Here is a 22,234-nt window from a genome sequence, read left to right as displayed (position 1 = left end):
GAAAACAAGTGATCCCCCTCCACCCGACGTGGAGGGGGATCACTTGTTTTCGAGCTCGATCAGAGTGCCCGCCGCAACAAAGGAACCAAAGCATCCGGATTCGCGATGGGGTTCGGATTGGTCCCGCACCAGATGTCCTTGAACGTGTACGTAGCCAGACTGGGGAGGTCGTTTTCGGTCAGCCCGACTTCTCCCAGCGATCTCGGCATGCCGAGCCGCCGGATGAGCGAGTCCGCCAACTCGTGTGCGGGCGTTTGCGGCGCACCCAAGGACGCACTGATCAGCGCCTGGCGATGCTCGTTGACTTCGCGGTTGTACTCGAGCGCGAAGGGCGCCATGACGCAGGAGGTGTACCCGTGTGGGACGTTGAACGAACCGCCGAGTGCATGCCCGACGGCATGGCTGACGCCCATGTCGAGGCCTGCGACGATCGCGACCATTGACGACCACGCACCGACCTGGCACATCAGCCGCGCATCCACGTCGTCGGTGTTCTCCTTCACTCGGACGAGTCCTTCGGAGAGCAGTCGTATGGCATTCATCGCCATCCCGTCGTAGTACCCGTTCGATTCGAGTGAGCCCAGGGTCTCGAAGGCGTGGTCCAGTGCGCGAACCCCGGTCGACAGCCACAGCCACTCCGGAGTGTGCAGCGTGAGTGCAGGATCGAGGATGACAGCCTTCGGGGTCATCGCCGGATGCAAGTAACCCTCTTTGACGTTGCTCGTCTCATCCGTCGACCCGGCCAACGCGTTGAACTCACCTCCCGCCAGGGTCGTGGGCGCCACCACTACCGGGATCTTCGGGGCGGAGAAGGTGGGGGCGGTCACCGATGTGTCGGGATTGACCTGCAGGTGGTAGGCGTCCATTTGCGACGCCTCGCGAACTCCGTGCTCCAGAGTGATTGCAAGGATCTTCGCCAGGTCCGTCGCCGATCCGCCGCCCACGCACAACAGCATGTCCGGATCGGCGTCGGCAGCAACTCGGGTGGCAGCAATGACGTCTTCGCGCGGTACATGAGGTCGAACCGCATCGAACAGTCCCACGAATCGATCACCCAATGCCTCGATCACCCGAGCGATCTCGTCGGTCTGCGAGTTGAGCGTCCCGCTACATACGACGAAGACTCGGTTCGCCCCGAGCAACTCTGCTTCCTGGGCCGCGGCCTCCGCGACCGGAGCGCCAATGCGGACTCTCTCCATGGACGGCAGAGAGACAAGTGATGACTGCACGGCAATACCATCTTTCTTTCTTGATCCTCAATCCACCACGACGTCGTCAAGAGCGCTCAGCTCTCGCTCGGTCTGTTCAGGAGTGGGATAGAGCGTGGATCCGGCGCTGGGAAATGTCTCGCACCCCGTCGCAGGCTAACAGTGGTTACCCTATAGGAGATTTGTGGCGCACGCCACAATCGTTTGTCTTTTTGCCAGTGGAACCAGAGGGCGAGGTTAGTCCGTGGGCGTCAATACTGACTTGATCTGCAGTTTTTCAGAAATCCTCATGGCTCTCGGCGGCGCGCCGTTGCATCTCCAGTGGAGGGCGAGAATCGGTTACGGTGGATTCGATCCCCAAAAGGTCGAATTACCTAACCGCCGATTGCCTAATTTCGGGAACAGCTGCGTGATGACGCCTGGGTTGAGTACTGGGGCTGTAGCCATCACTGGCACTCTGGTGACGGACGCCGAATCCAGTGCGCACCCTTCCCGGCACTCAGGTGAATGGTGTCGGCGGCGCGACATGCATCGACTTCGCCGTGGAGAAGCGCCTCGAACTTTCCTTGGTCGGAACAGCGGCACTGAGGTGAACAATTATCGCGAGGTATGCCGCGGGTTGATCCAGCTGGTTCGTGGTGGCAGCAGATTGACCGTTGCTTGGTCGACGTGCCGCGCGCCAAACAGGCGAACTATCTTCTGGTGCTGCTGAGTTCGCTCGCGGTGTGGTTGATTGTGCTGCGAGGCAGATCTCGGTTTGCGGCATTTCACCAGACGCCTCGCCGTCGGGTCACGAAACATGGCTACCGTGCCGACACGGTGTTCAGGTGGGCACAGAACCTGCACCAGAGAACCGGTCTCAGTCGGATGCCGACGCGATTCGTGGCCATACGACGAACACATTTCAACCCACCAACCAGTAGTGACAAGGGCTGTGAGGACCGTGGGATACCAAGTGCTCCCGGGCTTCCAATCTGAAGGCCGGGACCTCACCGCATCCACTACGCCTGTTCAGTTGCTGAAAACGCCATCATCGCCAGGAAATTCGGTGGTGAATGGCGCGGAGGTTGTCGAAAAGTACAGGCCGATCGGGCTAAGTAGATCCGGAACCTACGGCCTTCTGTCGTTGACGTAATCCTGCGAGCGGAAGCACGACTACACGGTCATAGGTCTTGGCACCGGCATTTGTGCGAATTCGGCTCCATTAGTCCTGGTAGGCATTGGTCCGTGGCGGAAAATCGACGACGGGTCGGTCTAAGGCGCCTCGGTTACGTCGATCGGGTCGCACGAATCTCCGGCGGGAAGGCTATGCCTCGCAAATAGGCGGCGAGGATGGATTCAGGGGATGTGTTCTCTTGGATGATCGTTCGGTGAAAGACCAGCGCATCCGTGAGGGTGATCAACTCGTCGACTCGTTCGTCGGAACTCGGCAGACCTGCTCTGTCGAAAAGTATCGCTGTCACTTCTCGGCTTATGGAGTGAACCTCGGACTGTGTTGTCAGCTTTCTTCGAAGCAGTGGTTCGTCACCGAGTTCGAGAACAAGGGCGTAGCGCGCCTTCATGTCGTCGCGGCGGTCCGAAAGTGTCTCGACAAGTTCGGTGATCACGCCTGCCAGATCAGAAATGCTCAGTTGGTGCTCACCTTGTGCCGTTGCATTGAGAAAGGCTGCAGCTTGTTTGGCGTCAGCTATCGCGCGTTCGGCAAGGGTGTTGACGATGAGTTCGAGGAGCGCGAGTCGAGTTCTTGCATGGTGCGAGGTCGCGCCCTGGGGGATTCCGGCTTCTATATCGACCACTCGGTGAGTGAGCGCGCGAACTCCGTCACGGGCAATGACACGAATGGCGCTGTTGGCGATCAGCTCTCGACGGTCATGGCTGCCAGCCGCTTGTGTAGACACGATTCGATGCTACAGGTGTAGCGTAGCAAACATGCTGCTGCTACAGGTGTAGCGAGAATGTCGTGCGTGATATTCGAATACGCGCTGGGTCTATTGCGCGACATGGGGAGATAGGTCGGACAAGGAGGCACCACGTGATGATCGATTTCGTTCCAGACAAGACTGTGTACCCGTTCGAGTCGCGCTGGTTCGACTCGTCTGCCGGTCGAGTTCACTACATCGACGAGGGGACGGGTCCGCCGATTGTGTTCTGCCACGGCTCCCCTACATGGAGTTTCCTCTATCGGAAAGTCGTGGCGGGGCTGCGCGACCGGTACCGGTGCATTGCGGTGGACTACCTGGGTTTCGGGTTGTCCGAGCGGCCGCACAATTTCGGATACAGAATTTCACAGCACACGACGATTTTAGGTGAACTGATCGACCATCTTCAATTGGACGGCTTTGTCTTGATGGGGCAGGACTGGGGTGGACCTATCGGGCTGGGCACGGCAACTGAGCGGGCAGATCGAGTCAGAGGGATCGTGCTTGGCAACACGGTGTTCTGGCCGATCGAGCCACTGGCCAATCAAGCATTCAGCGTGATCATGAGTAGCCGACCCATGCAACGCCGGATACTCGAGCAGAATCTCCTTGTGGAGCGTTTCTTGCTCGGGGAACTTGGCCGCACGTTAACCGAGGAGGAGGCTGACCACTATCGCAATGTGCAACCTACAGAGGAATCGCGGCGTGGACTCGCGGTCATGCCCAAGGAAATCCGTGCCGCACGAACACAGTTGGCCCAACTCGCCCAGGACGTGCCCGCGCTGCTGGGGGACAAACCGGCTCTTGCAGTGTGGGGGATGCGGGATAGGGTGTTCCGTCCGAAAGCGTGTATCCCGCGGATACGCGAGACGTTCACCGACCTTGACGTCGTCGAACTACCTCATGCACGGCATTTCATCCAGGAGCACGCGCCCGATGAAATCATCGTGGCCATTGCGAATCGATTTCCGTGATTGTCGGGTCATCCACGGCTGCTGTTGAACTCAGAGTTCAGCTCGTGGTCAGCGAACCAAAGACCCTACGCCGGCCACGATCGGGCTGCACGCGAGTGAGGGGACCGCTTCGGTCGACGGCATGAGCGGGGTCAGGTAAGTGTCAGGCCCACCCCGGTTTGACATCGCGACGCCTGGGGAGGCCGTCCCATTCGACGAGCGGAGCGGATTGCCACCACCAATCGGGATCGGAGTGAACGCCGTCGATGGAGAATCGGCCGGCGATGGCCAGCAGTAACTCGGGCGCCCTGCCCAAAGTCAGATCGATCCAGGGAAAAACCCGCGACACTGTTCTCGCACAAACATTTTCGGGAAGAATCAGCCCGACACCCACGGCACGTGCTGCGTCGGTGCCGTGAACCAGTATTTCGGTGACAGCCATGCCAGCCCACCCTGGCGCGTCAGCTGCTCCGCTGGGGTGGAACGCACGTTCCTCCGCGAGGTCGCGGAGCAGAGCGGCGAGTACATGTGCGGACGAAAGGACGTTGTCGAGATGCTCGGATACGGGGGCATCGCGACCGTCGCGCAGGACCTGTAGTTTGGCGTCGGCCCGTCTCGCTACCTGTCCGCTGTAGAAGAGCAGCGCGTCGCTGATGTGCTCGATCGTGTGCGTCGCAGTCCATTGAGTCGGTTCTGCCGTGTTCGACCACCGCGGTGAGTGGTCCGGTATCGCGGTGAGCGCGTGCAGCGCTTTTGCGGCCGACACCACGTCGTCAGGTGTCGGTTCGGCCGATGCGGTCATGGTGTTCGGATCTGTGGTCGTGTCGGGTTAGGGGCAGCGTAGCGCGTCGACGAGCATTCCGTCATCCGGGCCCGACTGGTGCGATTCGCATGGGTTCCACGGCTCTGCTTCCCTGAAGTAGCCGAGAACCGTTGTCCGCCTTCATCTGATACCCAACTCGGGCCTTCGATGACGACGAATAGCTGCACAGTCGTGTGGATGCCTACCTATCAAGGTGTTTGGCCATGCACCACGCGACATGAGTCTTAGCTCTCCATCGTCCGTCGACCGTGGGTCCGGGAATGGAGGTACTACGTTATTTGCATGCGCAAGGTGTCATCGAGGAGCAGATCACGGTGATGCTGTTCGACGCTCCCTGCCACCGTCCTCGAGAACCGACTGGATACCGCATGGTCCTCAAGGACGGTGGCGCGATTGTCAGTCTCGTGGCTCCTTCCGATGCGTTCCTCGTCCCGACGTCAATGATCGTCTGGATGCACCCGAAACGATCGAGTGGCGATAAGAAGCCGCGAGGCGATCCGGAAGGGCTTGTCGTCACCGCACGACGCATCGAGGACGAGGTGTAGGCGGCATGCGGGTCGGCGAGCGTGACGGCAGGGGCATTCGCGAAGAACTGGCCGACGGTAGCGCCCAGTGGGTTCGGACAGCGTCAAGCGCTGACAGGGTCCAGGAGATCGGCAAGCCGACCCGCAATCAGTGCTTCGGCCTCTGTGACAATTCGTTCCACCAATTCACCCACTGTGGGGATGTCGTGAATCAATCCTTGCACAGTGCCAGCCGTCCAGATGCCAGCCTCCTGGTCGCCGCTGTCGAACACCGCTCGGCCCCGCGCACCGGCCACAAGATGTCGAACGTCTTCGAATTTGCCACCACTGGAGAGGATTTCGACAACTTCTTGGCTGATGCTGTTGCGTGCTACCCGTGCGGTATTGCGTAGTGACCTGAAAATCAGTTCCGTGTCGACCTCCGAGGCAGCGACTATCGCCTGCTTGATGTTGTGGTGAATCGGGGACTCCTCGGTACACATGAACCGAGTGCCCATGTTGATGCCGTCGGCGCCAAGCGCCAGGGCGGCCACCAATCCTCGCGCGTCGGCAAATCCACCGGACGCGATCATGGGAATGCTGATCCGCTCTGCTGCTGCAGCGATGAGGACGAGACCCGGTACGTCGTCTTCCCCTGGATGCCCGGCACATTCGAACCCGTCGATGCTGATGCCGTCGACACCGAGGGCCTGGGCTTTGACCGCGTGGCGGACGCTGGTGCACTTGTGGAGAACCTTGATGCCTGCGCCGTGAAAGTGCGGCAGATGGGGCGCGGGAGACGATCCAGCTGTCTCGACGACTTTCACTCCGCAGTCGATGATCACGTTGCGATACTCATCGTAGGGCGGAGGTGTGATCGTCGGGAGAATTGTGAGGTTGACCCCGAAAGATTGATCGGTGAGCTCGCGCGTTCGGGATATTTCTCGGGCAAGATCGTCAGGTGTCGGCTGTGTCAGGGCAGTGAGCATGCCGAGCGCGCCGGCGTTTGCAACTGCCGCTACGAGTTCTGCTCTCCCCACCCATTGCATGCCGCCCTGCACGATTGGGTGGCGAACTCCGAATGTCTCGGTAAATGCGGTGGTCAGCACTGGACATCTCCTCGATGGTGCATGGCTATCTGTTTGTCAGTTGCGTTGGTGCAAAGTCAATTTCGACCCGAACGGCGCATTCAGCGCGTCGATGTTGTCCACTCGTTCAAGGCCGGAACCTGTGAAAGTTCAGTTCGTGCCATCGGAGGTTCGGCGCGATAGGGCATGGCAGGCGTCAAATACTGTTCGCCATGTTCGTTGGTGCCGGGGATGAAGGTACGGTTCGCAATCACATCGTCGGCGCAAATTACCTGGTCGTAGTCACGCACAACTGCGGCAACCACTCCGGCCGCAGTGAGATGCTCTACCGCTTCCGCGGCGCTACGGTGGCACAGCTGCTTCTCGATCGTGGCGACGAGGTCAACACGGTTTTCCACGCGCAGCGCGTTGGTGGTGAACCGCGGGTCGTCGGCCAACTCCGGCAGGTCGATTGCCTTGCACAGTTCAATCCAGGCTTGCGGTTGGTATCCGCTGATCACCAGCTCGCCGTCGACGGCACGAAAGACGTCTGCCGCCGGTGCGACGCTCGGTTGTCCGTTCCCTTTGCGACTCATGGGCTTTCCGGATACCTGCCACTCGATCCAGTTGGCGGTTTGCAAGTGGATTGCGACGTCCAGCAGGGAAACTCGGACGGAGGAGCCCCTGCCGGTGCGTTCGCGCCGCAGTAGCGCTGCCAGTACCGCTTGAGCGACAACGTAGCTCGTTGCATGATCTATGACCGGTGCGCCCACACGTTGTGGTGGGCTATCCGCCTCACCCGTCACCGACATCAGTCCGCTCTCTGCTTGCGCAGCGATGTCGAGCCCCGCGCGGGTGGCGGACGGGCCTTCCGCCCCGTACCCGCTCACCGAGACGGCGATGATTTCCGGTCGCAGGCGTTGGAGTTCGGTAGAGGAGAATCCCAATCGATCGAGGGTTCCCGGGCGAAGATTGTGCAGCAAGATGTCGCTCGATGCGATCAGATCCCGAGCTCGCTGCAGATCGGCGGAGTCTTTGAGGTCGAGGCAGATTGAACGCTTTCCACGGTTGTACCCGTAGAAGATGCCGCGCGCGTAGTCGGCGTCGATTTGTCGGGCCGGTTCACCGCCGGGGGGCTCGAGCTTGATGACCTCCGCACCGAGGTCGGACAACTGCTGCCCGGCGCTGGGTATTGCGATCAGCTGACCGATCTCCACTACTCGGACACCTGCCAACGGCAGGTCTACTTCGTCGGTCATCGAATGATCTCCACATGAGGCGAAGTGACATCCTCAGCGGGCTCCAGGCAGCGCGCCAACAGAATTCCTTCGGTGTGGTTGCAGGGGTTCAGTCGGTTTCTGTCACCTTCTGCTCCCCCGATTCGGATCGTCACCGTTCCATCGTCATTGCGTTCGAAGTGTGCGTCGTTGAGGTTGACGGTGTGGTCGCGGTACTCGAAGGACTCGAACCAGTGGTTGTACAGCATCACTCCGAAGTAGGTGCAGTCCGGGAGAGTGAATGTAATATCCACGGCAGTAGCGTCTTTCAGTGACCACCAGCCGGCAACGTATTGGTTGGAGCTGGTGCCGTAGAAGTCTCCCCACCCTCGCTGCTCCGAGGTCACGCGAATCTCGTTGGGAGACTGACTGAGTGTTTCGATGAGCTGAAGACTGCGTCGAAGGCTCACGTCCATGCCACGAGCAAGTTTCGTGAGGCGCTGGGTCAGCCACGCCGTGTCGAGATCGGGGCGTGCACCAGGCGGCGGACCGAGGCGCTCGATGTGGAGAACAGGATCGATCTCCGTGTTACGCGTCTTGTGATACACACGCACTACTACGTCGAAGCAGCGCTCATCCAGCCGAATGCCGCTGCGCCCCTCCAGCTCTTGTGCGACGAAGATCTCGAAGTTGCCGTCCGCGTCACACACCTTGTCGTCGATGACGATGTTGTCGGCGACCCTGTCGGTCCCAGACGCGCCGACGCGATTGGCGAGGACGGCGACGTACGGCACTGTGCCACGGTTACCGTGAATACGGTATGTCTCGTTGGGGTCGATCATCGCAGTCCAGTAGTCGACGTCGATGCCGTCTCCCCAGAACTTTCGCATCGGTGACATCAGGGTGAAGAGTTCAGGCCGGAGCACGTCTTGGCGCTCGATGTTCATCTCGGCGAGGTATCCGAACAGACGAAGTGCGTGCCGTACACCTTCGGCGCTGTCCAGCGGCGATCCGGTAGCGGCAGCGGTCGAACCGAATGTCGCAAGGCTGTCGGTGACTGCAGACCAAGCCTCGGTGAGCTGCCGGCGATCGTGCTGGGATTCGGATTGTGTTGACTGGTCAGCGAGTTGTGTCATCTTTTCTTCTCTCTCGTGGTAGACGAACTGGATTGTGTATGGGAGGCGTTGGTCAGCAGAGGGGGTCGAAAGGGACGTCTGCGTCGGACTTGCCCGAGGTCTGGTTGTTCACCCATGCGACGTTCTGGGTCCATCGGTCGGCTGAAATCTCGACCGGCCAGAGGGTCTTCTGCGAAGCCCACACCTGGTTGGCTTTGTCAGCAGGAACATTCATTCGCTCGGTGAGAAGTTGAGCTCCTGCTTGCTCGTTCGCGGGATCGGCTATCCACCCTGCTGCGGCCTCGAGCGCAGCACACACGGGGGCAGCAGCATCGGATTCAGCGAATGTGGCTGTCGTGACGAGCACCGTGCCCAGGCCGTATGAACTCACGCCGTCAGAGCCCACCGGGTCTACTTCTGTAATCGCCGTCATCGGAATTCCTTGAGCATCGAATACGGCCTGGCTGGCAGCGGTGAGAACGGCGGCATCTATGTCGCCCTTTCGTGCGAGTGGTATCTGACTCGCGGTGGGTGCCGCTGCGATGAATTGAACCGTGGAGGCGTCGATGTTTCTCTCTGCGAGAAGCTGATTGACGAATTGCTCGGCCGCGCCGCCACGTGACGGTATGGCGATCCGCTTGCCGGGCAAATCCTCGATGGTGGTGATGCCGCTGTCTTTCGTCACGGCGATCGCAAGATCGATCGACCCGTAGGGGGACAGTGGCCGCAGACTCTGCCCTTGCTCTATGGCCGGCACGACGGTTCCGGGTGCACCGACCGCGAGATCGGTTGTACCGCCGATGAGACCGCTGATGAGTTCGGGCCCGTTCTTTCCGTCGATGAGCTCGACGTGGAGGCCTTCCTTGTCGAACATTCCTTGTTGGACAGCGACGTAGACAGGCAGGGACAAAGCACTCGCAGGGTAGACCCCGATGGCGACGCTACCGTCGTTCGGACGCCCTCCCCCTCCACACGCGGAAAGCAGTAGGGCCGCTGCAATGACTGTGCCGACAAAAGGTCGAAGTTTCATGGGATTCCTGTTCCTTGATGGTTGGGCGCATCAGAAATCAAGCTGAGTTGGCTGGGCACATCAGTGGTCGAGCTGACCACGCAGCCGGTTGAAGATTTCGATGTATCGAGGTTCGGCGGTGAGGGTTTCGAGTTCGCGGGGGCGTTCGATGTCAATGCTGACGTCGTCGATCACCCGGCCGGCCCCGAGCAGCAGAACGCGGTCGGAGAGACAGATGGCTTCGCCGAGGTCGTGGGTTACGAAGATGACCGTCCGGCCTACCTGGGATTGCCAAAGCTCGAGGAATTCTCGCTGTACTTCGACTCGGGTTTGCGCATCGAGGGCGGCAAAGGGTTCGTCCATCAACAAGATGTCCGGATCCAGTGCCCACGTTCGGGCCAACGCGACACGCTGGCGCATCCCTTGGGAGAGTTGCCAAGTCCACAGCCGTGACGCCTCGGACATTTGAACGGCCGCAAGCCAGCGCGCTGATTGAGTTCGTCTCTCCGCCTTGGGTACTCCCCTCAATTCGAGACCGTACTCCACGTTCTTCTGCGCTGTTCGCCACGGGAACAGCGCATCTCGGGCCATCATGAAGCCCATCCGAGAACGAGCGTCGAATGGTGTTGTGCCGAGGACCTCAGTCTTCCCTTCTGTTGCGTCCACCAATCCAGCGAGCGCGTTGAGCAGAGTGGTCTTTCCGCAACCGCTCCTGCCGACCAAGCTCACGAACTGTCCGCGAGGGATGGTGAGGTCGAGATTGTCGACCACAGTTTTCGTCGACCCGTCGGGTGAGGGGAAGGATATCGTCAGTCCGTCGAGTTGTACGGCGGGTGTAATCACGTTGGTATCCATGATGATTCCTGTCATCGTCGAGCCGGCGGCTGCCACCGAAGGAGGTAGCGCTCGGCGAAGTTCATGACCTGGTTGAGGACGACTGCGACGATTGCGAGAAGTATGAGGATCGCGTAGACCGCTTCCATCCGGAACTGGGCCGAGTAGATCGACACAAGCTGGCCCAGCCCGTCCCGTGACGAGATCAGTTCCGAACCGACAACGCCAAGTAGCGAATAGATCAGCCCCAACCGAAGACCGGCAAAAATGCCAGGTGTTGCGACGGGGAGGAGGATGTGCCAGAACACCTGTGTCTTACTGGCATTCAGGACAGTGGATAGTCGGAGCCATTCGTCGTCCACCGACTTCACACCGGCTCGTGCACTCGAGCAGACGATGAAGAAGACGAGTGTGAACGCGAGAGCGACCTTCGCCGTCATCGTGATCCCGAAGATGACGATAAGCAGAGGCGCCAGCGCAAGACGTGGCATGGCATTCGCCGCATCCAGGAACGGACTCATGATGCGTTCGAGGGTCGGAAGCAGTCCGAGAGAGAGTCCGACCGCCACCCCGACTGCGCTAGCGAGGATCCACGCGATCACGACGGCAGTCATCGTGGCACGCAAGTTCGACGAAATCTCGCCCGACTGCACCGCTGCGGTGAAGTAGGCCCAGGCCTCGCCTGGCGTTTTGGCCAGAACTGGCTCGATCCAACCGTGCGATGCGACGAGCTGCCACGCTCCGAGTAGGACCAGAAGCAGCGCGACCTGGGCCAGTCGTACCCCGATGGTGAGTCGCGTACCGGATCGACGCTGTCGAGCGGGCTTCGGCTCAGAGCGCGCCCGCCTCACGGAACGGGGTGACGTAGCACCGGATGGCGAACTTGCGGTGATGGTTTCGGTCATTTCGGCGCCTCCTCCGTAGTGCTCGCAGGCGGCGATAGGTGCTCGACAAAAGCAGACGGGTGCCTCTGGTCGAAGCTCCCCGGGTTGTTGCTCACTGCGTTCATATGTGAAGCAGATCACGGGATTCTTCTTCCCGTCTACGCCACATTCGAGAGGTATGCCATAGGGTTTCCCTATGTCTGACGGGCGCAAAATCGGGTGCGCGCGAGGACTGCCAGGAGAAGGGAACCCCGAATGGACCGGCGTCATCTGGAATACTTTCTCGCCCTTGCTGATCGGGGCAGCATTTCCGCTGCGGCTCGCGGACTGGGGGTCAGCCAGCCGACGATCTCGGAGGCTCTGGCCAGGATGGAGAAAGAGTGCGGCCTGACGCTCGTCCGCCGTGGCTCGCGGGGAGTCACCCTGACCGACGCTGGACGCGATCTCACAGGTCCGGCGGCCCAAGTACTTCGGGCATACCGGGATTTGGATCACGCTTTGCATCCATTGAACGTCGTGCAGCGGGGTCGGCTGACGGTCGTGTGTCCGCGAACACTGGCGCGTGATCCAGCGGCCACGGCCCTGGGTGCGTTCAAAAGCAAGTTTCCGAACGTTGCGGTGACGATGCTCAGCAACGACACCGACGGAATCGGAACGGTGGTCGCCTCGGGTCAGGCTGATATCGGCCTCGGGGTGGACGAGGTGTTCGACGAGGGTGTTGAACGTATCCTTCTCGGCAGGCAACAAATCGTTGCGCTGGTGCCCGCCGCACGAAGTGAAGGCGAGGGGGTAGCGACGTTGACGGATCTGTTGCGAATCGGATTGATCACCAGCCCGCGTGACGATGTCACTCGGCGACTGTTGGCGGAACGCCTGGGCGAAGGCACTGTGGACGAGGCGGTGGTTGCGGAGACTATCTCTGTGGCCTCGATGATCCCACTGGTACGCGCGGGAGTCGGCGTCGCCTTCCTTCCCGAATCTGTCGCCGATACAGTCGGAGAAGGTGTGGTGCTGTGTCGTACTCGGCCCCCACTCACTCGTGATATTTGGATGTTCCACGGTTCGACGCCATCGCCTGCGGCACAAGCGTTTATCGAGACGACCAGCCGATTACGTGACGAAGGTGGGATGGGGAACGCTGGATGAGCAACTTCGGAGAGTCCGCAACCCCGCGAATCGATCCGCGGCAGCTACAAGACTTCCTTGCCGTCGTCGAACACGGCAGTATCACGGCGGCAGCGGCAAATCAGTTCACGGGAACATCGAGCGTCTCTCAATCAATTGCGCGGCTCGAAAGACGCGTCGGAGGACGGCTTTTCAATCGAGGCCGGACCGGCGCGACGCTGACGGCGCGCGGACGGAATCTCATCGATCCAGCACGCGAAGCGCTGGCCGCGCTCGACCGATTAGTGGTCGACAGCGAGTCCTTACTGCCAGCAGTCCCCCGCCTCAGTGTTGCCACGACAGCGAGCCTTGCGGACGATCCCGCAGCGGTACTGCTCGGAGCGCTGCGCACGGAGGTGCCGAACCTGAGGATCACTATCTCGGATCCGCCTGGGTCATCCGTGGCCGATGCGATTCACCCGGTCATGGCAGGCACCGCTGACGTGGCAATAATGGAGTCGCCGCCCACCGGTGTTCCCGGGACGCGCACGGTGCGCCTTCCGGACCACAAGTTGCGGCTCGTCTGCCCGCCCGGTACCCCGTCACCGGTGGACGGGGTATTCATCGGCGAAGATCTCATGCGCATCGGCTTGGTTGTCGCACCACGGTTCGAAACTTCCGATGTCTATCGCCATCTGCGGTCGATCGAACCGCGAATCGACCACGCATTCATGATGAGGTCACAGCACCGCGATGCCTTCGCGGATTTCGCGTACGAAGGGATCGGTGCTGTCATCCTCGAACTCTCCAGTGCCGAGCGAGCATCCGAACGCGGGTGCACTGTGGGCGAGATATTCGAACTGCCCCCACGGAAGATCGCAGCCGTGGCAAGGGACGGCCAGAACACGCAGATCGTCGAACATTTCCTACGGCTGTGTGCCGAGCAATCCGCGCGGAAGCCGTAGGCCGAGGCGATCTCGACCTTGCGCTCTGGGTATTCGCGTCGCCCGGGCATCCACCGAGAACGATGATTTTGTCCACAGACACAACACTTCTGGGATAGTCCGTTTCCTGAAACAAAGCCGACGGGTTGCCTTCCCGTGAATATGTAATACACGTCACTCCGGATCAACTTCGAAAGGTTGACTTTCATGCGAAAGTCTCTGAAACATTTCGTGAATGCTGCAGCGGCGGTTGCGTTGTGCGCGACGCTAGGACTCACGGGCGCAACCGGAACAGCGGCTGCCGATGCGCCCGGCATCCCGAGCGTCGGGCACGATTGGGCGAGTGCAGGGCCGTACACGCCGAACGTCTCGATCGGGCTGGTGCACACTCTGTACTACCCGCGCCAGCTCGGCGCGCGCGGCGAGAAGCACCCTGTTGTGATCTGGGGGAACGGGACCGGTGTGCTCCCCGGTGCGTACACCTCCTTGCTGCGCCACTACGCCAGCCACGGATTCATCGTGGTCGCCGCCAATACACCGGCAAGCAACTTCGCCATCACCATGCGGTCGGGAATCGACCTCATCGCGGACAAAGCGGCCAACCCGTCGAGTGTCTTCTACGGCAAAGTCGACCTGGAACACATTGGTGCGGTGGGGCACTCGCAGGGCGGGTCTGCGGCGATCAACGCGGCGATCGACGACCGCGTCGACACTGCCGTCGCGATCCAACCAGGCCCGCTCAATGATGTCGATCTCATCGACGAGCCGGTTCTCTATCTGGCCGGCCAGGCCGACGCAATCGTTTGGCCGGCGATCGTGCGGGCGATGTACGAGGACGCAGACCACGTGCCTGCCGAGTATCTGGAACTGCGCGGCGCCACGCACTTCGGTACGGCGATCAACGGCGGCGATATGCGCGGGCCGAGCACGGCGTGGCTGCGGTACTGGCTACTCGACGATCCGAACGCTCGCACCGAGTTCTTCGGAGCGAGCTGTGGATACTGCACTGACACCCAGCAGTTCTCCGACTTCGACCGCAACGATCTGGCCCGGCAGATCCCGGGCTGACGGTAAGTCGGGAGTCGAAGACGAACGACCTGTCTGTTCAGATCGGCGGAGTTGCGAAGCTCAAATGACGACGTAGCCGTACATTCGTTCGCCCTGAGCCACAGCTCTGGTCGCTAGTTCGACGAAGGCGGTCAGGAACGGCACTGAGTCCTCCGACGGTTCACTGGTCTCGTCGATCGCCCAGGCGGCCGCAGCGGCCGCGACGCCTTCTGCGTTCAATTCCGCTAGTGCATCACGCAATTCGTCGGTAACCGTGAGCACGAGGGTGTCGCCGTCGTCGCTCATCGCGACGAGTTTCCCGCAGCGTGGACCTTTTGCAACTTCGTCGTAGGGGCGAGCGGTGAGGGCTGCTTCCAGTCGGCCGAGCGCGACAACTGGATCGACGCCTTTCGCCTGCAGAACTGGAGTCCCACTCGCAGCCAACTGGATCCGCGGGCGAGAAGCTGCGTTCGCCTCCATCACCTCTGGTTCCAAGTCGACGAGTCCCTCGAGGGCAGAGGTGGCATGTTCATCCGTGCGCGCGGTGAAGTAGTCGGTGATCGCAGACATGGCGCGATCATCTCACACACGATGCATCTCAACGCCCCGGACTCCTTCCGCGACTTACTGATCGACGTCAGGAGGGACAGGTGTGTGCTTCCTCGATTGCTTTCGCGAAAGCGCGAAGTCGTGGGCTTTCGAGATCGGTACGCCACACGAGACCCAAAGCAGATTCGGGTAATCCGTTGATCGGTACGAATGTGATGTCCGAGCGCTGGCTGTATGCAGCGGTTGCAGCGCAGAGGATGAGGCCGACCTGACTGAATGCGACCTGCGATAGGCCTTCCTGAACGGTGCTCGCCCCACCCTGCGTGGGAATCGTGGCTCCGCCCGGCGTCGTGCTCGGGGAATTCACACGCTGCCAATAGTCGGGGGCGGGGCCGGTGATGGGTACCAGGCAGATCTGCGCCAACTGCTCGGCGTCGATCACGCCCAGTTCGCTGAACGGGTGATGGACTGAGACGGCGAGGGTCTGGGGCTGTCGAGAAAAGACGAGCCCGGTTGTCAGTTCCGGCTCATCTACGGGGAGAAGGACCACTGCCGCATCGATTCGCCCGGCGAGTACATCACTGAACGGATCACCCAGGGGTAATTCTTTGATGGTCACGCATGTTTGCGGATGTTGTATTTCGAAACGAGAGACAGCAGCCGCGATCGAATCGTAAATTGCTCCTTGGAAACCCACCCGAAGCGGCGCCGGCATGTTCCGTGCTCTTGACTGAGCGTCCTCGATTACTCCGACAAGCGCACGATGCGCGGGAGCCAACGACGCAAGAAAATCGGCACCGAATTCAGTCAGGTGCACGCGGCGACTGGTCCGCGCCACCAGGCTGGTGCCGATACGACGCTCCAACGCGCTGATCAGCTGACTCACTCGGCTCTGGGAGATGAACAGCCGCTCGCCGGTGCGACCGAAGTGCAGTTCTTCAGCGAGAACGAGGAAGCACTCGATCTCACGTATCGGGGGCTCCGACATTTTCACTCCGACCCTGGACTCATTCGACCACTCCATCATGGCTCATCGATGAATTGAGCTAATGGTTGGATGAGCGATTCGCCGTTGATCCATCGGCGTGCAGGAGCTTCTCTGGTTACATGCCCCACTCCGCATCTGCACAGAACAGCCCTGCGTCCACGTCCTCAACCCACGCACACACCATTGAGAACCACTGGGCTGCGGTCGCGCTGATCGCAGCGTCCACCTTCATCGTTGTCGCGGCAGAGATGATGCCGGTCGGGCTACTCACCCCGATCGGTGCTGCTCTGGTGGAAAGTGAAGGGACCATCGGGCTCTCACTGGCCATTACCGGATTGGTGGCAGCGGCCACTGCCCCGTTTGTGCCCATCGTGACCCGGCGCTTCGATCGTCGGTCGACGCTTATCGTTCTGATGCTTGTAGTCGCCGCGGCGAACGCCCTCACGGCCCTTGCTCCGAGCTTCGTTTTCCTCGCTGTGGCTCGCGTCCTTCTAGGCGTGAGCATGGGTGGAGTCTGGGCACTCGCAGCTAGTCTGGCACCCAAATTGGTGGGTTCCAGATCCGTCGGGTTGGCGACCACGATCATCTTCAGCGGAATCGCTGTTGCCTCAGTTCTTGGTGTCCCTGCGGGGACGTATATCGGGGCAGTCGCCGGATGGAGCGTGGCGTTCTGGACTCTCAGCTGCGCGGCGACGCTGATCGCGATCGCCATGATCGCTGTCCTACCCACGATGCCAGCTGATCGGGCCTTGTCGATCGGGAGTCTCGTGGCGGCCTTTCGGAACCCAGGAGTCCGGGTCGGATTCGCGATTACCGCGCTCATCGTCACCGCTCATTTCGCGGCGTACACCTATGTGCGTCCGGGGCTGGAGTTCTTCGCGGGGTTGAACGCTTCGCAGGTCGGCACAATGCTCCTGATCTACGGTGCATTCGGTGTCGTCGGCAACTTCATCGCCGGGCCGTCCGCTGCAAAGTCCCCGAAGGCGGTGGTCGTCAGCCTCAGCGTGGGAATAGCGGTCACACTCGCCCTGTTTCCGATCTCGGCTACCACCTTGATCGCAGCTGCTCTGCTCATGGCGGCTTGGGGCCTCTTCTACGGTGGTGCATCGGTGAGTACTCAAACATGGATTGCACAAGCAGCTCCCGTTCACCGCGAGGCCGCTTCTGCTCTGTGGGTTGCAGTCTTCAATGCAAGCATCGCGCTCGGTGCGTTCGCGGGCGGACGCATTCACGACCACTCCGGTTCCGAAACGGTCTTCTGGACAGCCGCGGGAATCGCAACTCTGGCAATGCTGCTCGCGACATTCCGCAGTCCCGTCGTGGCAAAGCGCGAACTGACAACCTAATCGCCTACACAAACCTTCATAGAGGCAGGACAACAGATATGCACCAGACACCCGCTTCGGCATTCATGGATGTGGCCGAGATGCTCGAACGCTACCGGGACAAATCGCTTTCTCCGGTGGAAGTGCTCGAGTCCACCATCGAACGTATCGAGGCGCTCAACCCAACCTTGAACGCAGTGGGACACACTTTCTTCGCTACTGCACGAGCACAAGCGAAGTCAGCGGAACGCCACTACGCCCGCGGCTCGGATGTCAGCCTTCCGCTCGCCGGTGTTCCCGTTGTGGTGAAAGAGGATGAACCGGTGCAAGGACAACCTTGGACTCAAGGGTCCAAGGTCTATGAGGATGTGATCGCCACTCACACTTCCACTTTCGTGCAGCGAATCATCGACGCCGGTGCCATCGTCCACGCGCGATCGACGGCACCCGAATTCTCCTCGTCCGCGTTCACACAGTCCGAGTTGTGGGGCGTCACTCGCAATCCGTGGAACACGAAATACTCCTCCGGCGGGTCTTCCGGTGGATCGGCAGTCGCACTTGCCACCGGTATGACGCACTTGGCTACCGGTTCCGATGTTGCAGGTTCGATCCGAACTCCGTCGTCTCTCAACGGAATTGTCGGGTTCAAGCCACCGCACGGCCGTGTCCCCGTCGATCCGCCATTCAATCTCGATCGCTACTGCCACTGCGGTCCGATGGCTCGCACCGTAAGTGATTGCCTCACACTGCAGTCGGTCATCGCGGGACCGACCTCCACTGACATTGCCTCGCATGTACCGGCATCGCCGCTGTCCGGCCTCGCAACGCATTCGTTGACAGGAATGCGTATCGCCGTGATCCCCGCGTTGGGTGACTGGCCGGTTGATCCGGACGTTGCCGCCAACACCGCCAAGTTGGTGGACACCCTCACTGCGCTGGGCGCACGCGCGGAGATCATCGAAGTCGACTTGTCACGCGCTGCAATCATGCGTGCGGCCGCCATTCACTACGATCACGTGTTCGGTGCATCGATCTCCGCCGAAGCGTCCGCGCACCCCGACAAAGTCACGGAGTACGCGAAGGAATTCGCGCGATGGGCACGCCGCACCCGTGGTGACGCGACTTTCCTCGACGGACTCGCGATCGAAGCCGAACTGTATTCGTCGATCGGATCCCTGTTCGACACCTATGACGCGTTGATCACTCCGGCAGTGGCGACGGAGGGCTTTCTTGCCGGCGACGACTACGTGGGGCACGGAATCAATGTGGCTGGAACAGAATTGGAGTTCTACCTCGAGGCTGTACCGGCAATCACCTTCAACATCCTGAGCAGCTGCCCGGTGCTGACAATCCCCACCGGTTTCGCTCGGAACGGAATCCCCACGGGCACACAGATAGTTACGCGACCGTACGACGACCAAACGGCCTTTGCGATTGGTCTCGCTCTCGAGAAGGTCCTGCCCTATCCCGGCAATCACCCGGACTGCCATGCGGCCCCGTAGGAATTGTTCGGCGTTGACACGCGCTCTGGTGGAGGGTTGACCAGAATGTAGTTAGGTGCCATATTAGTTGCATGGCAGTGGACGGAACCGATCACGACTCACCCACTTTGGATCAGGCGCGGCGGCAGTTGGAGCATTACGGCCTCGGGTCCGATCCGCAGGCGGTGCTGGTTGCGGTGCGGCTGATCTCGGCGGGCGCGCGGCTCGGTCGAGCGACTGAGGTTCACTTCGCGAGGTATGGGCTGTCGACCGGCCGTTACCGACTGCTTGCGGATCTGGAAGACCACGACGGGGAGAAATCTCCCTCACGTCTGGCGGCTGATCTCGGCGTCTCGCGAGCCACGGTCACCGGCTTGGTCGATGGGCTCGAGCAGGAGGGTTTGGTCGCTCGACGTCCGTCCGCGGAGGACGGGCGTGGTGCGGTGGTCGTCCTGACTGCTCGCGGCGCTCAGCGTTTACGTGACATGGCGCCCGAACACTTTGCTCGTCTCGAGGAAATGGTCGACGAGCTCACTGTCGACGAGCGAGCGGTTTTTTTGGATCTGCTCTCGCGGGTCGTTCGCGGTATCGGTGCGCTGACTGCGGAGTAGTCGGCTGGGATTCCAAGTATTCGCGTAGCGATTCGAATCGTCGTCAATTCTCGACAGAGATTTCTCTTTTCATGCCCAAATAGTTAGCCACCTAATTATAATCGGAAAGTTGGTCTCCTTCATGTCCGGACTCACCCCACCGATCCGTCGCGAAAACAAAAGGGAGATAACCGATTCCAATCGACTCGACCCGGTTGCCGATCGTCGCGGCGCACGACCTTTCATCCTGTGGAGAGAGGTGCTGGTCGCCTACCTTGCCCCTGCGCTGATGGCGGGTGCGGGCGGAGTCGCATCCGGCCAATCGGGCCTCACGATGGCGGCATTTACGTCCATCGCGGGCACGTCGGCAGTGGTGGCGTTGCTGATCGGCTCCTGGCTGCTGCGTCGCGGGAGGTCACGGCCGTGGACCACGGCCCTGCCTCGCATCATGGTGGCGGCAATTCTTGCCGTCGGAGCCGCTGTGATTGCTGGTCTCGTCGGGTGGTTCGCCTCCCGTTGGCTACCAGCACACACGAGCGTGGTCGACACTGCTTGGCTTGCTCGCCTGCAACTCGATCTACCGATATCTGCCGCTGTCGCTGCCGTCATCGTCAGCTGGCGATGGCGCCGTCAGAATCCCTGACAGACAACACATGTCAACGATCCCCGGCTTCCCGGGGAAGACCGAAAGGAACACGATGATCGTCATCATGGGAGCGTCCGGAACCACAGGCGGCGCGTTGCTACACAGTCTCGCATCCTCGGGTGTGCCGAGCCGAGCGCTGTCCCGCGACCCGGACAGGCTGAGCGCCCACCTCGGCGACTTGGCCGACGGTTTGGTCGAAGTAGTGCCGGCCGATGCCGCAGACCCAACTTCGCTACGGACGGCTTTCAAAGGGGCCGAACAGCTTTTCCTCGCCATGGCCAACGGACTCGAACAGGTCGAGCTCGAAACGCGTGTGATCGACATAGCCGCCGAGAGCGGCGTCGAACACATCGTCAAGATCTCCGACCCCGCCGCCGCGGCCGACTCCCCCATCGCTCTCTCCCGCGGCCACCACGCTGTCGGTGAACACCTGCGCGCATCCGGGATCCGCCACACTCTGCTCCGCCCCTATGCGTTCATGCAGAATCTGTTGCTCCTGGCTCCGGCGGTGGCTGCGCAAGGGGTGATTCTGGGCGCGATGCGGGACGCGCCGTGCAACTGGATCGACTGCCGAGATATCGGTGACGTCGCCGCGGCCGTGCTCACACGCGCCGACCTCGCCGGCGGTACCTACGTCCTGACGGGCAGCGAGGCAGTCGGCTACGGCGGCATCGCCGATTCTCTGACCCGCATGCTCGATCGCCCCGTCCAATATATCGACCTGCCACCGCACGAACTGCGGCAAAACCTCGTCGATCATGCCCACATGCCTCCGTGGCTGGCCGAGCACATTCTGGAGATCCAGCAACTTGCCGTCTCGCGCCCGGAGTCACCCACCGACACGGTGGCACGTGTCCTGGGGCGTGAGCCACGAAGCCTGGATGCGTTCCTGCGTGAGCATCTGGACCGTTTCCGCTGATTCACGCTGCGAGAGCAGCGCCGCCAGAAGTCACGCGGTTGATCAACGAGCCCACCGAATCCTGATCGGACCTCGTACGGATTCCGGGTCGACGACTTCGCCGCCTTGGGTGATCTGCACTTCGCCGTGGGCCACCATGTGGCGGGCAGCCTCTCGGACGGGTTCCATCAGCGGACGCCAATTGTCGGGTGCTGCTGCGCGGGCCACGTCGGAGGGGCAGATGCTCGACTCGGCCGATCGGGCATTGAGTAGTTCGCGGATCTTCGCCGCCAGTTCTTTCTCTTCCACCATATGACCTCAGTTTCCGGACGTGACCGTAGGCCTTCAACAGAGTATGAACCTTCGGTTCGGCGAGTTGTGGCGAAGGAATGGTGCACATCGATAATCATTGACGGCGTGGAGAATTCGAGTGCAACGCGCCGCGACGTAGTCCGAGAGTCGTATTCGGCCAGATCCCAGGAGTACACGGATCTCTTCGGCTCGATGGATTCGACGCACGTATCTGATCGGGCCCTGGTGACCAGCTGGGCTGCCACTTTGACCGGCCCCGTGCTCGACGCCGGGTGCGGGCCGGGGCAGTGGACAGACTTCCTGGCCCAGAGCGGGCTGGCTGTGAGCGGAATCGATCTCGTGCCCGAGTTCGTCGAACGAGCCCGCACCCGATACCCGGATCTCTCCTTCGAGGTCGGGGGCTTCGAGGCATTGGACGCGAAAACGAACTCACTGGGCGGCGTGCTGTCCTGGTACTCGCTCATTCACCATCACCCGCAAGATATCGAGGCAGCGCTCGCTGAATTCGCGCGCGTGATCCGCCCAGGTGGTGGGTTGCTGGTGGGCTTCTTCGAAGGCGCAACGGTAGAGCCTTTTGATCACGCCGCGACGACTGGTTATCGATGGCCGGTGACCGAACTTGCCGAGGTGCTGGTCACAGCGGGTTTCGACGTGATCGAGACCCATACCCGGACGGGGAGCGGTTACAGGCCGCACGGCGCAATCACTGCCAGCCGGCGCGGCGTCGAATAGCGGATCGAGACAGCGGATCGAGACAGGGCGAGCAATTCTCTTTCATTCATTTCGTGTGAGTGGTGTGCTGGATGAGTCACTCCCCG

At 61.1% G+C, this 22,234-nt stretch carries 23 protein-coding genes; 11 read left to right on the top strand and 12 right to left on the bottom strand.

The window, feature by feature from the left end; all coding sequences use genetic code 11:
* Nucleotides 1-59: 59 nt before the first annotated feature.
* Nucleotides 60-1,229: an iron-containing alcohol dehydrogenase gene (locus RA302_RS28505; RefSeq protein ID WP_024487884.1), complete on the bottom strand. Its 1,170-nt coding sequence runs from the start codon at nt 1,227-1,229 to the stop codon at nt 60-62.
* 1,247 nt (nt 1,230-2,476) lie between these two features.
* A complete protein-coding gene (locus RA302_RS28500) occupies nt 2,477-3,106 on the bottom strand; it encodes a TetR/AcrR family transcriptional regulator (RefSeq protein WP_051720892.1) in 630 nt (209 codons plus the stop codon).
* Between the two features lie 134 nt (nt 3,107-3,240).
* On the opposite strand from RA302_RS28500, the gene RA302_RS28495 reads away from it, so the two are divergent.
* Nucleotides 3,241-4,101 (top strand): haloalkane dehalogenase, encoded by an 861-nt coding sequence (locus RA302_RS28495; RefSeq protein WP_030537148.1) that lies wholly within the window; start codon nt 3,241-3,243, stop codon nt 4,099-4,101.
* Nucleotides 4,102-4,243: 142 nt separating this feature from the next.
* Here RA302_RS28495 and RA302_RS28490 read toward each other — a convergent pair whose 3' ends face one another.
* Nucleotides 4,244-4,882 carry a hypothetical protein gene (locus RA302_RS28490; protein WP_051720894.1) on the bottom strand — a complete coding sequence of 213 codons (639 nt, stop codon included), beginning with the start codon at nt 4,880-4,882 and terminating at the stop codon, nt 4,244-4,246.
* Nucleotides 4,883-5,163: 281 nt separating this feature from the next.
* On the opposite strand from RA302_RS28490, the gene RA302_RS28485 reads away from it, so the two are divergent.
* Nucleotides 5,164-5,448 (top strand): hypothetical protein, encoded by a 285-nt coding sequence (locus RA302_RS28485; protein WP_030537150.1) that lies wholly within the window; start codon nt 5,164-5,166, stop codon nt 5,446-5,448.
* An 83-nt stretch (nt 5,449-5,531) separates the two neighbouring features.
* On the opposite strand, the gene RA302_RS28480 is transcribed toward RA302_RS28485, so the two are convergent.
* The 6 genes from RA302_RS28480 to RA302_RS28455 all read right to left on the bottom strand — a co-directional run bounded on the left by RA302_RS28480 (nt 5,532) and on the right by RA302_RS28455 (nt 11,553).
* Nucleotides 5,532-6,515 carry a nitronate monooxygenase family protein gene (locus RA302_RS28480; protein WP_030537151.1) on the bottom strand — a complete coding sequence of 328 codons (984 nt, stop codon included), beginning with the start codon at nt 6,513-6,515 and terminating at the stop codon, nt 5,532-5,534.
* Between the two features lie 80 nt (nt 6,516-6,595).
* Complete coding sequence (locus RA302_RS28475; RefSeq protein ID WP_030537152.1) at nt 6,596-7,732, bottom strand: CoA transferase; 1,137 nt, start codon at nt 7,730-7,732, stop codon at nt 6,596-6,598.
* The gene (locus RA302_RS28470) at nt 7,729-8,826 is read right to left on the bottom strand and encodes a hypothetical protein (protein WP_030537153.1); all 1,098 of its coding nucleotides are present in this window, start codon (nt 8,824-8,826) and stop codon (nt 7,729-7,731) included. The genes RA302_RS28475 and RA302_RS28470 overlap by 4 nt, the downstream gene beginning before the upstream one ends.
* Before the next feature lie 52 nt (nt 8,827-8,878).
* Complete coding sequence (locus tag RA302_RS28465; protein ID WP_030537154.1) at nt 8,879-9,835, bottom strand: ABC transporter substrate-binding protein; 957 nt, start codon at nt 9,833-9,835, stop codon at nt 8,879-8,881.
* 60 nt (nt 9,836-9,895) lie between these two features.
* Nucleotides 9,896-10,669: an ABC transporter ATP-binding protein gene (locus tag RA302_RS28460; protein ID WP_037126877.1), complete on the bottom strand. Its 774-nt coding sequence runs from the start codon at nt 10,667-10,669 to the stop codon at nt 9,896-9,898.
* An 11-nt stretch (nt 10,670-10,680) separates the two neighbouring features.
* Entirely contained in the window at nt 10,681-11,553 is an 873-nt protein-coding gene (locus RA302_RS28455) for an ABC transporter permease (protein ID WP_030537155.1), read from the bottom strand.
* A 234-nt stretch (nt 11,554-11,787) separates the two neighbouring features.
* On the opposite strand from RA302_RS28455, the gene RA302_RS28450 reads away from it, so the two are divergent.
* From RA302_RS28450 to RA302_RS28440, 3 genes are all read left to right on the top strand, one after another.
* Nucleotides 11,788-12,678 (top strand): LysR family transcriptional regulator, encoded by an 891-nt coding sequence (locus RA302_RS28450; RefSeq protein ID WP_030537156.1) that lies wholly within the window; start codon nt 11,788-11,790, stop codon nt 12,676-12,678.
* Complete coding sequence (locus RA302_RS28445) at nt 12,675-13,601, top strand: LysR family transcriptional regulator (protein WP_030537157.1); 927 nt, start codon at nt 12,675-12,677, stop codon at nt 13,599-13,601. The genes RA302_RS28450 and RA302_RS28445 overlap by 4 nt, the downstream gene beginning before the upstream one ends.
* A gap of 186 nt (nt 13,602-13,787) precedes the next feature.
* Nucleotides 13,788-14,648 carry an acetylxylan esterase gene (locus tag RA302_RS28440; RefSeq protein ID WP_030537158.1) on the top strand — a complete coding sequence of 287 codons (861 nt, stop codon included), beginning with the start codon at nt 13,788-13,790 and terminating at the stop codon, nt 14,646-14,648.
* A gap of 60 nt (nt 14,649-14,708) precedes the next feature.
* Here the strand turns inward: RA302_RS28440 and RA302_RS28435 are convergent, their stop codons facing one another.
* Both RA302_RS28435 and RA302_RS28430 read right to left on the bottom strand, forming a co-directional pair.
* A complete protein-coding gene (locus RA302_RS28435; RefSeq protein ID WP_030537159.1) occupies nt 14,709-15,197 on the bottom strand; it encodes a hypothetical protein in 489 nt (162 codons plus the stop codon).
* A gap of 67 nt (nt 15,198-15,264) precedes the next feature.
* Nucleotides 15,265-16,164, bottom strand: coding sequence for a LysR family transcriptional regulator (locus RA302_RS28430; protein WP_030537160.1), 900 nt, complete (start codon nt 16,162-16,164; stop codon nt 15,265-15,267).
* A 119-nt stretch (nt 16,165-16,283) separates the two neighbouring features.
* Between RA302_RS28430 and RA302_RS28425 the strand changes: the two genes are divergently transcribed.
* From RA302_RS28425 to RA302_RS28405, 5 genes are all read left to right on the top strand, one after another.
* On the top strand, nt 16,284-17,510 hold the full coding sequence (locus tag RA302_RS28425; protein WP_338478715.1) for an MFS transporter: 1,227 nt from the start codon (nt 16,284-16,286) through the stop codon (nt 17,508-17,510).
* A gap of 38 nt (nt 17,511-17,548) precedes the next feature.
* A complete protein-coding gene (locus RA302_RS28420) occupies nt 17,549-18,991 on the top strand; it encodes an amidase (protein ID WP_030537162.1) in 1,443 nt (480 codons plus the stop codon).
* 71 nt (nt 18,992-19,062) lie between these two features.
* The gene (locus RA302_RS28415) at nt 19,063-19,581 is read left to right on the top strand and encodes a MarR family transcriptional regulator (protein ID WP_003943230.1); all 519 of its coding nucleotides are present in this window, start codon (nt 19,063-19,065) and stop codon (nt 19,579-19,581) included.
* 121 nt (nt 19,582-19,702) lie between these two features.
* Nucleotides 19,703-20,203 (top strand): hypothetical protein, encoded by a 501-nt coding sequence (locus tag RA302_RS28410; RefSeq protein ID WP_007735596.1) that lies wholly within the window; start codon nt 19,703-19,705, stop codon nt 20,201-20,203.
* A gap of 10 nt (nt 20,204-20,213) precedes the next feature.
* The gene (locus RA302_RS28405) at nt 20,214-21,125 is read left to right on the top strand and encodes an NmrA family NAD(P)-binding protein (RefSeq protein WP_230587623.1); all 912 of its coding nucleotides are present in this window, start codon (nt 20,214-20,216) and stop codon (nt 21,123-21,125) included.
* Between the two features lie 42 nt (nt 21,126-21,167).
* On the opposite strand, the gene RA302_RS28400 is transcribed toward RA302_RS28405, so the two are convergent.
* The gene (locus tag RA302_RS28400; RefSeq protein ID WP_030537164.1) at nt 21,168-21,416 is read right to left on the bottom strand and encodes a DUF3253 domain-containing protein; all 249 of its coding nucleotides are present in this window, start codon (nt 21,414-21,416) and stop codon (nt 21,168-21,170) included.
* A gap of 105 nt (nt 21,417-21,521) precedes the next feature.
* Here RA302_RS28400 and RA302_RS28395 point away from each other — a divergent pair, with 105 nt between their 5' ends.
* A complete protein-coding gene (locus RA302_RS28395) occupies nt 21,522-22,148 on the top strand; it encodes a class I SAM-dependent methyltransferase (protein WP_030537165.1) in 627 nt (208 codons plus the stop codon).
* Nucleotides 22,149-22,234 lie beyond the last annotated feature (86 nt).

The organism is Rhodococcus sp. DN22, assembly GCF_036669995.1.
Lineage (GTDB): Bacteria > Actinomycetota > Actinomycetes > Mycobacteriales > Mycobacteriaceae > Rhodococcus_F > Rhodococcus_F erythropolis.
This window is presented reverse-complemented; position numbering and strand designations above follow the sequence as displayed.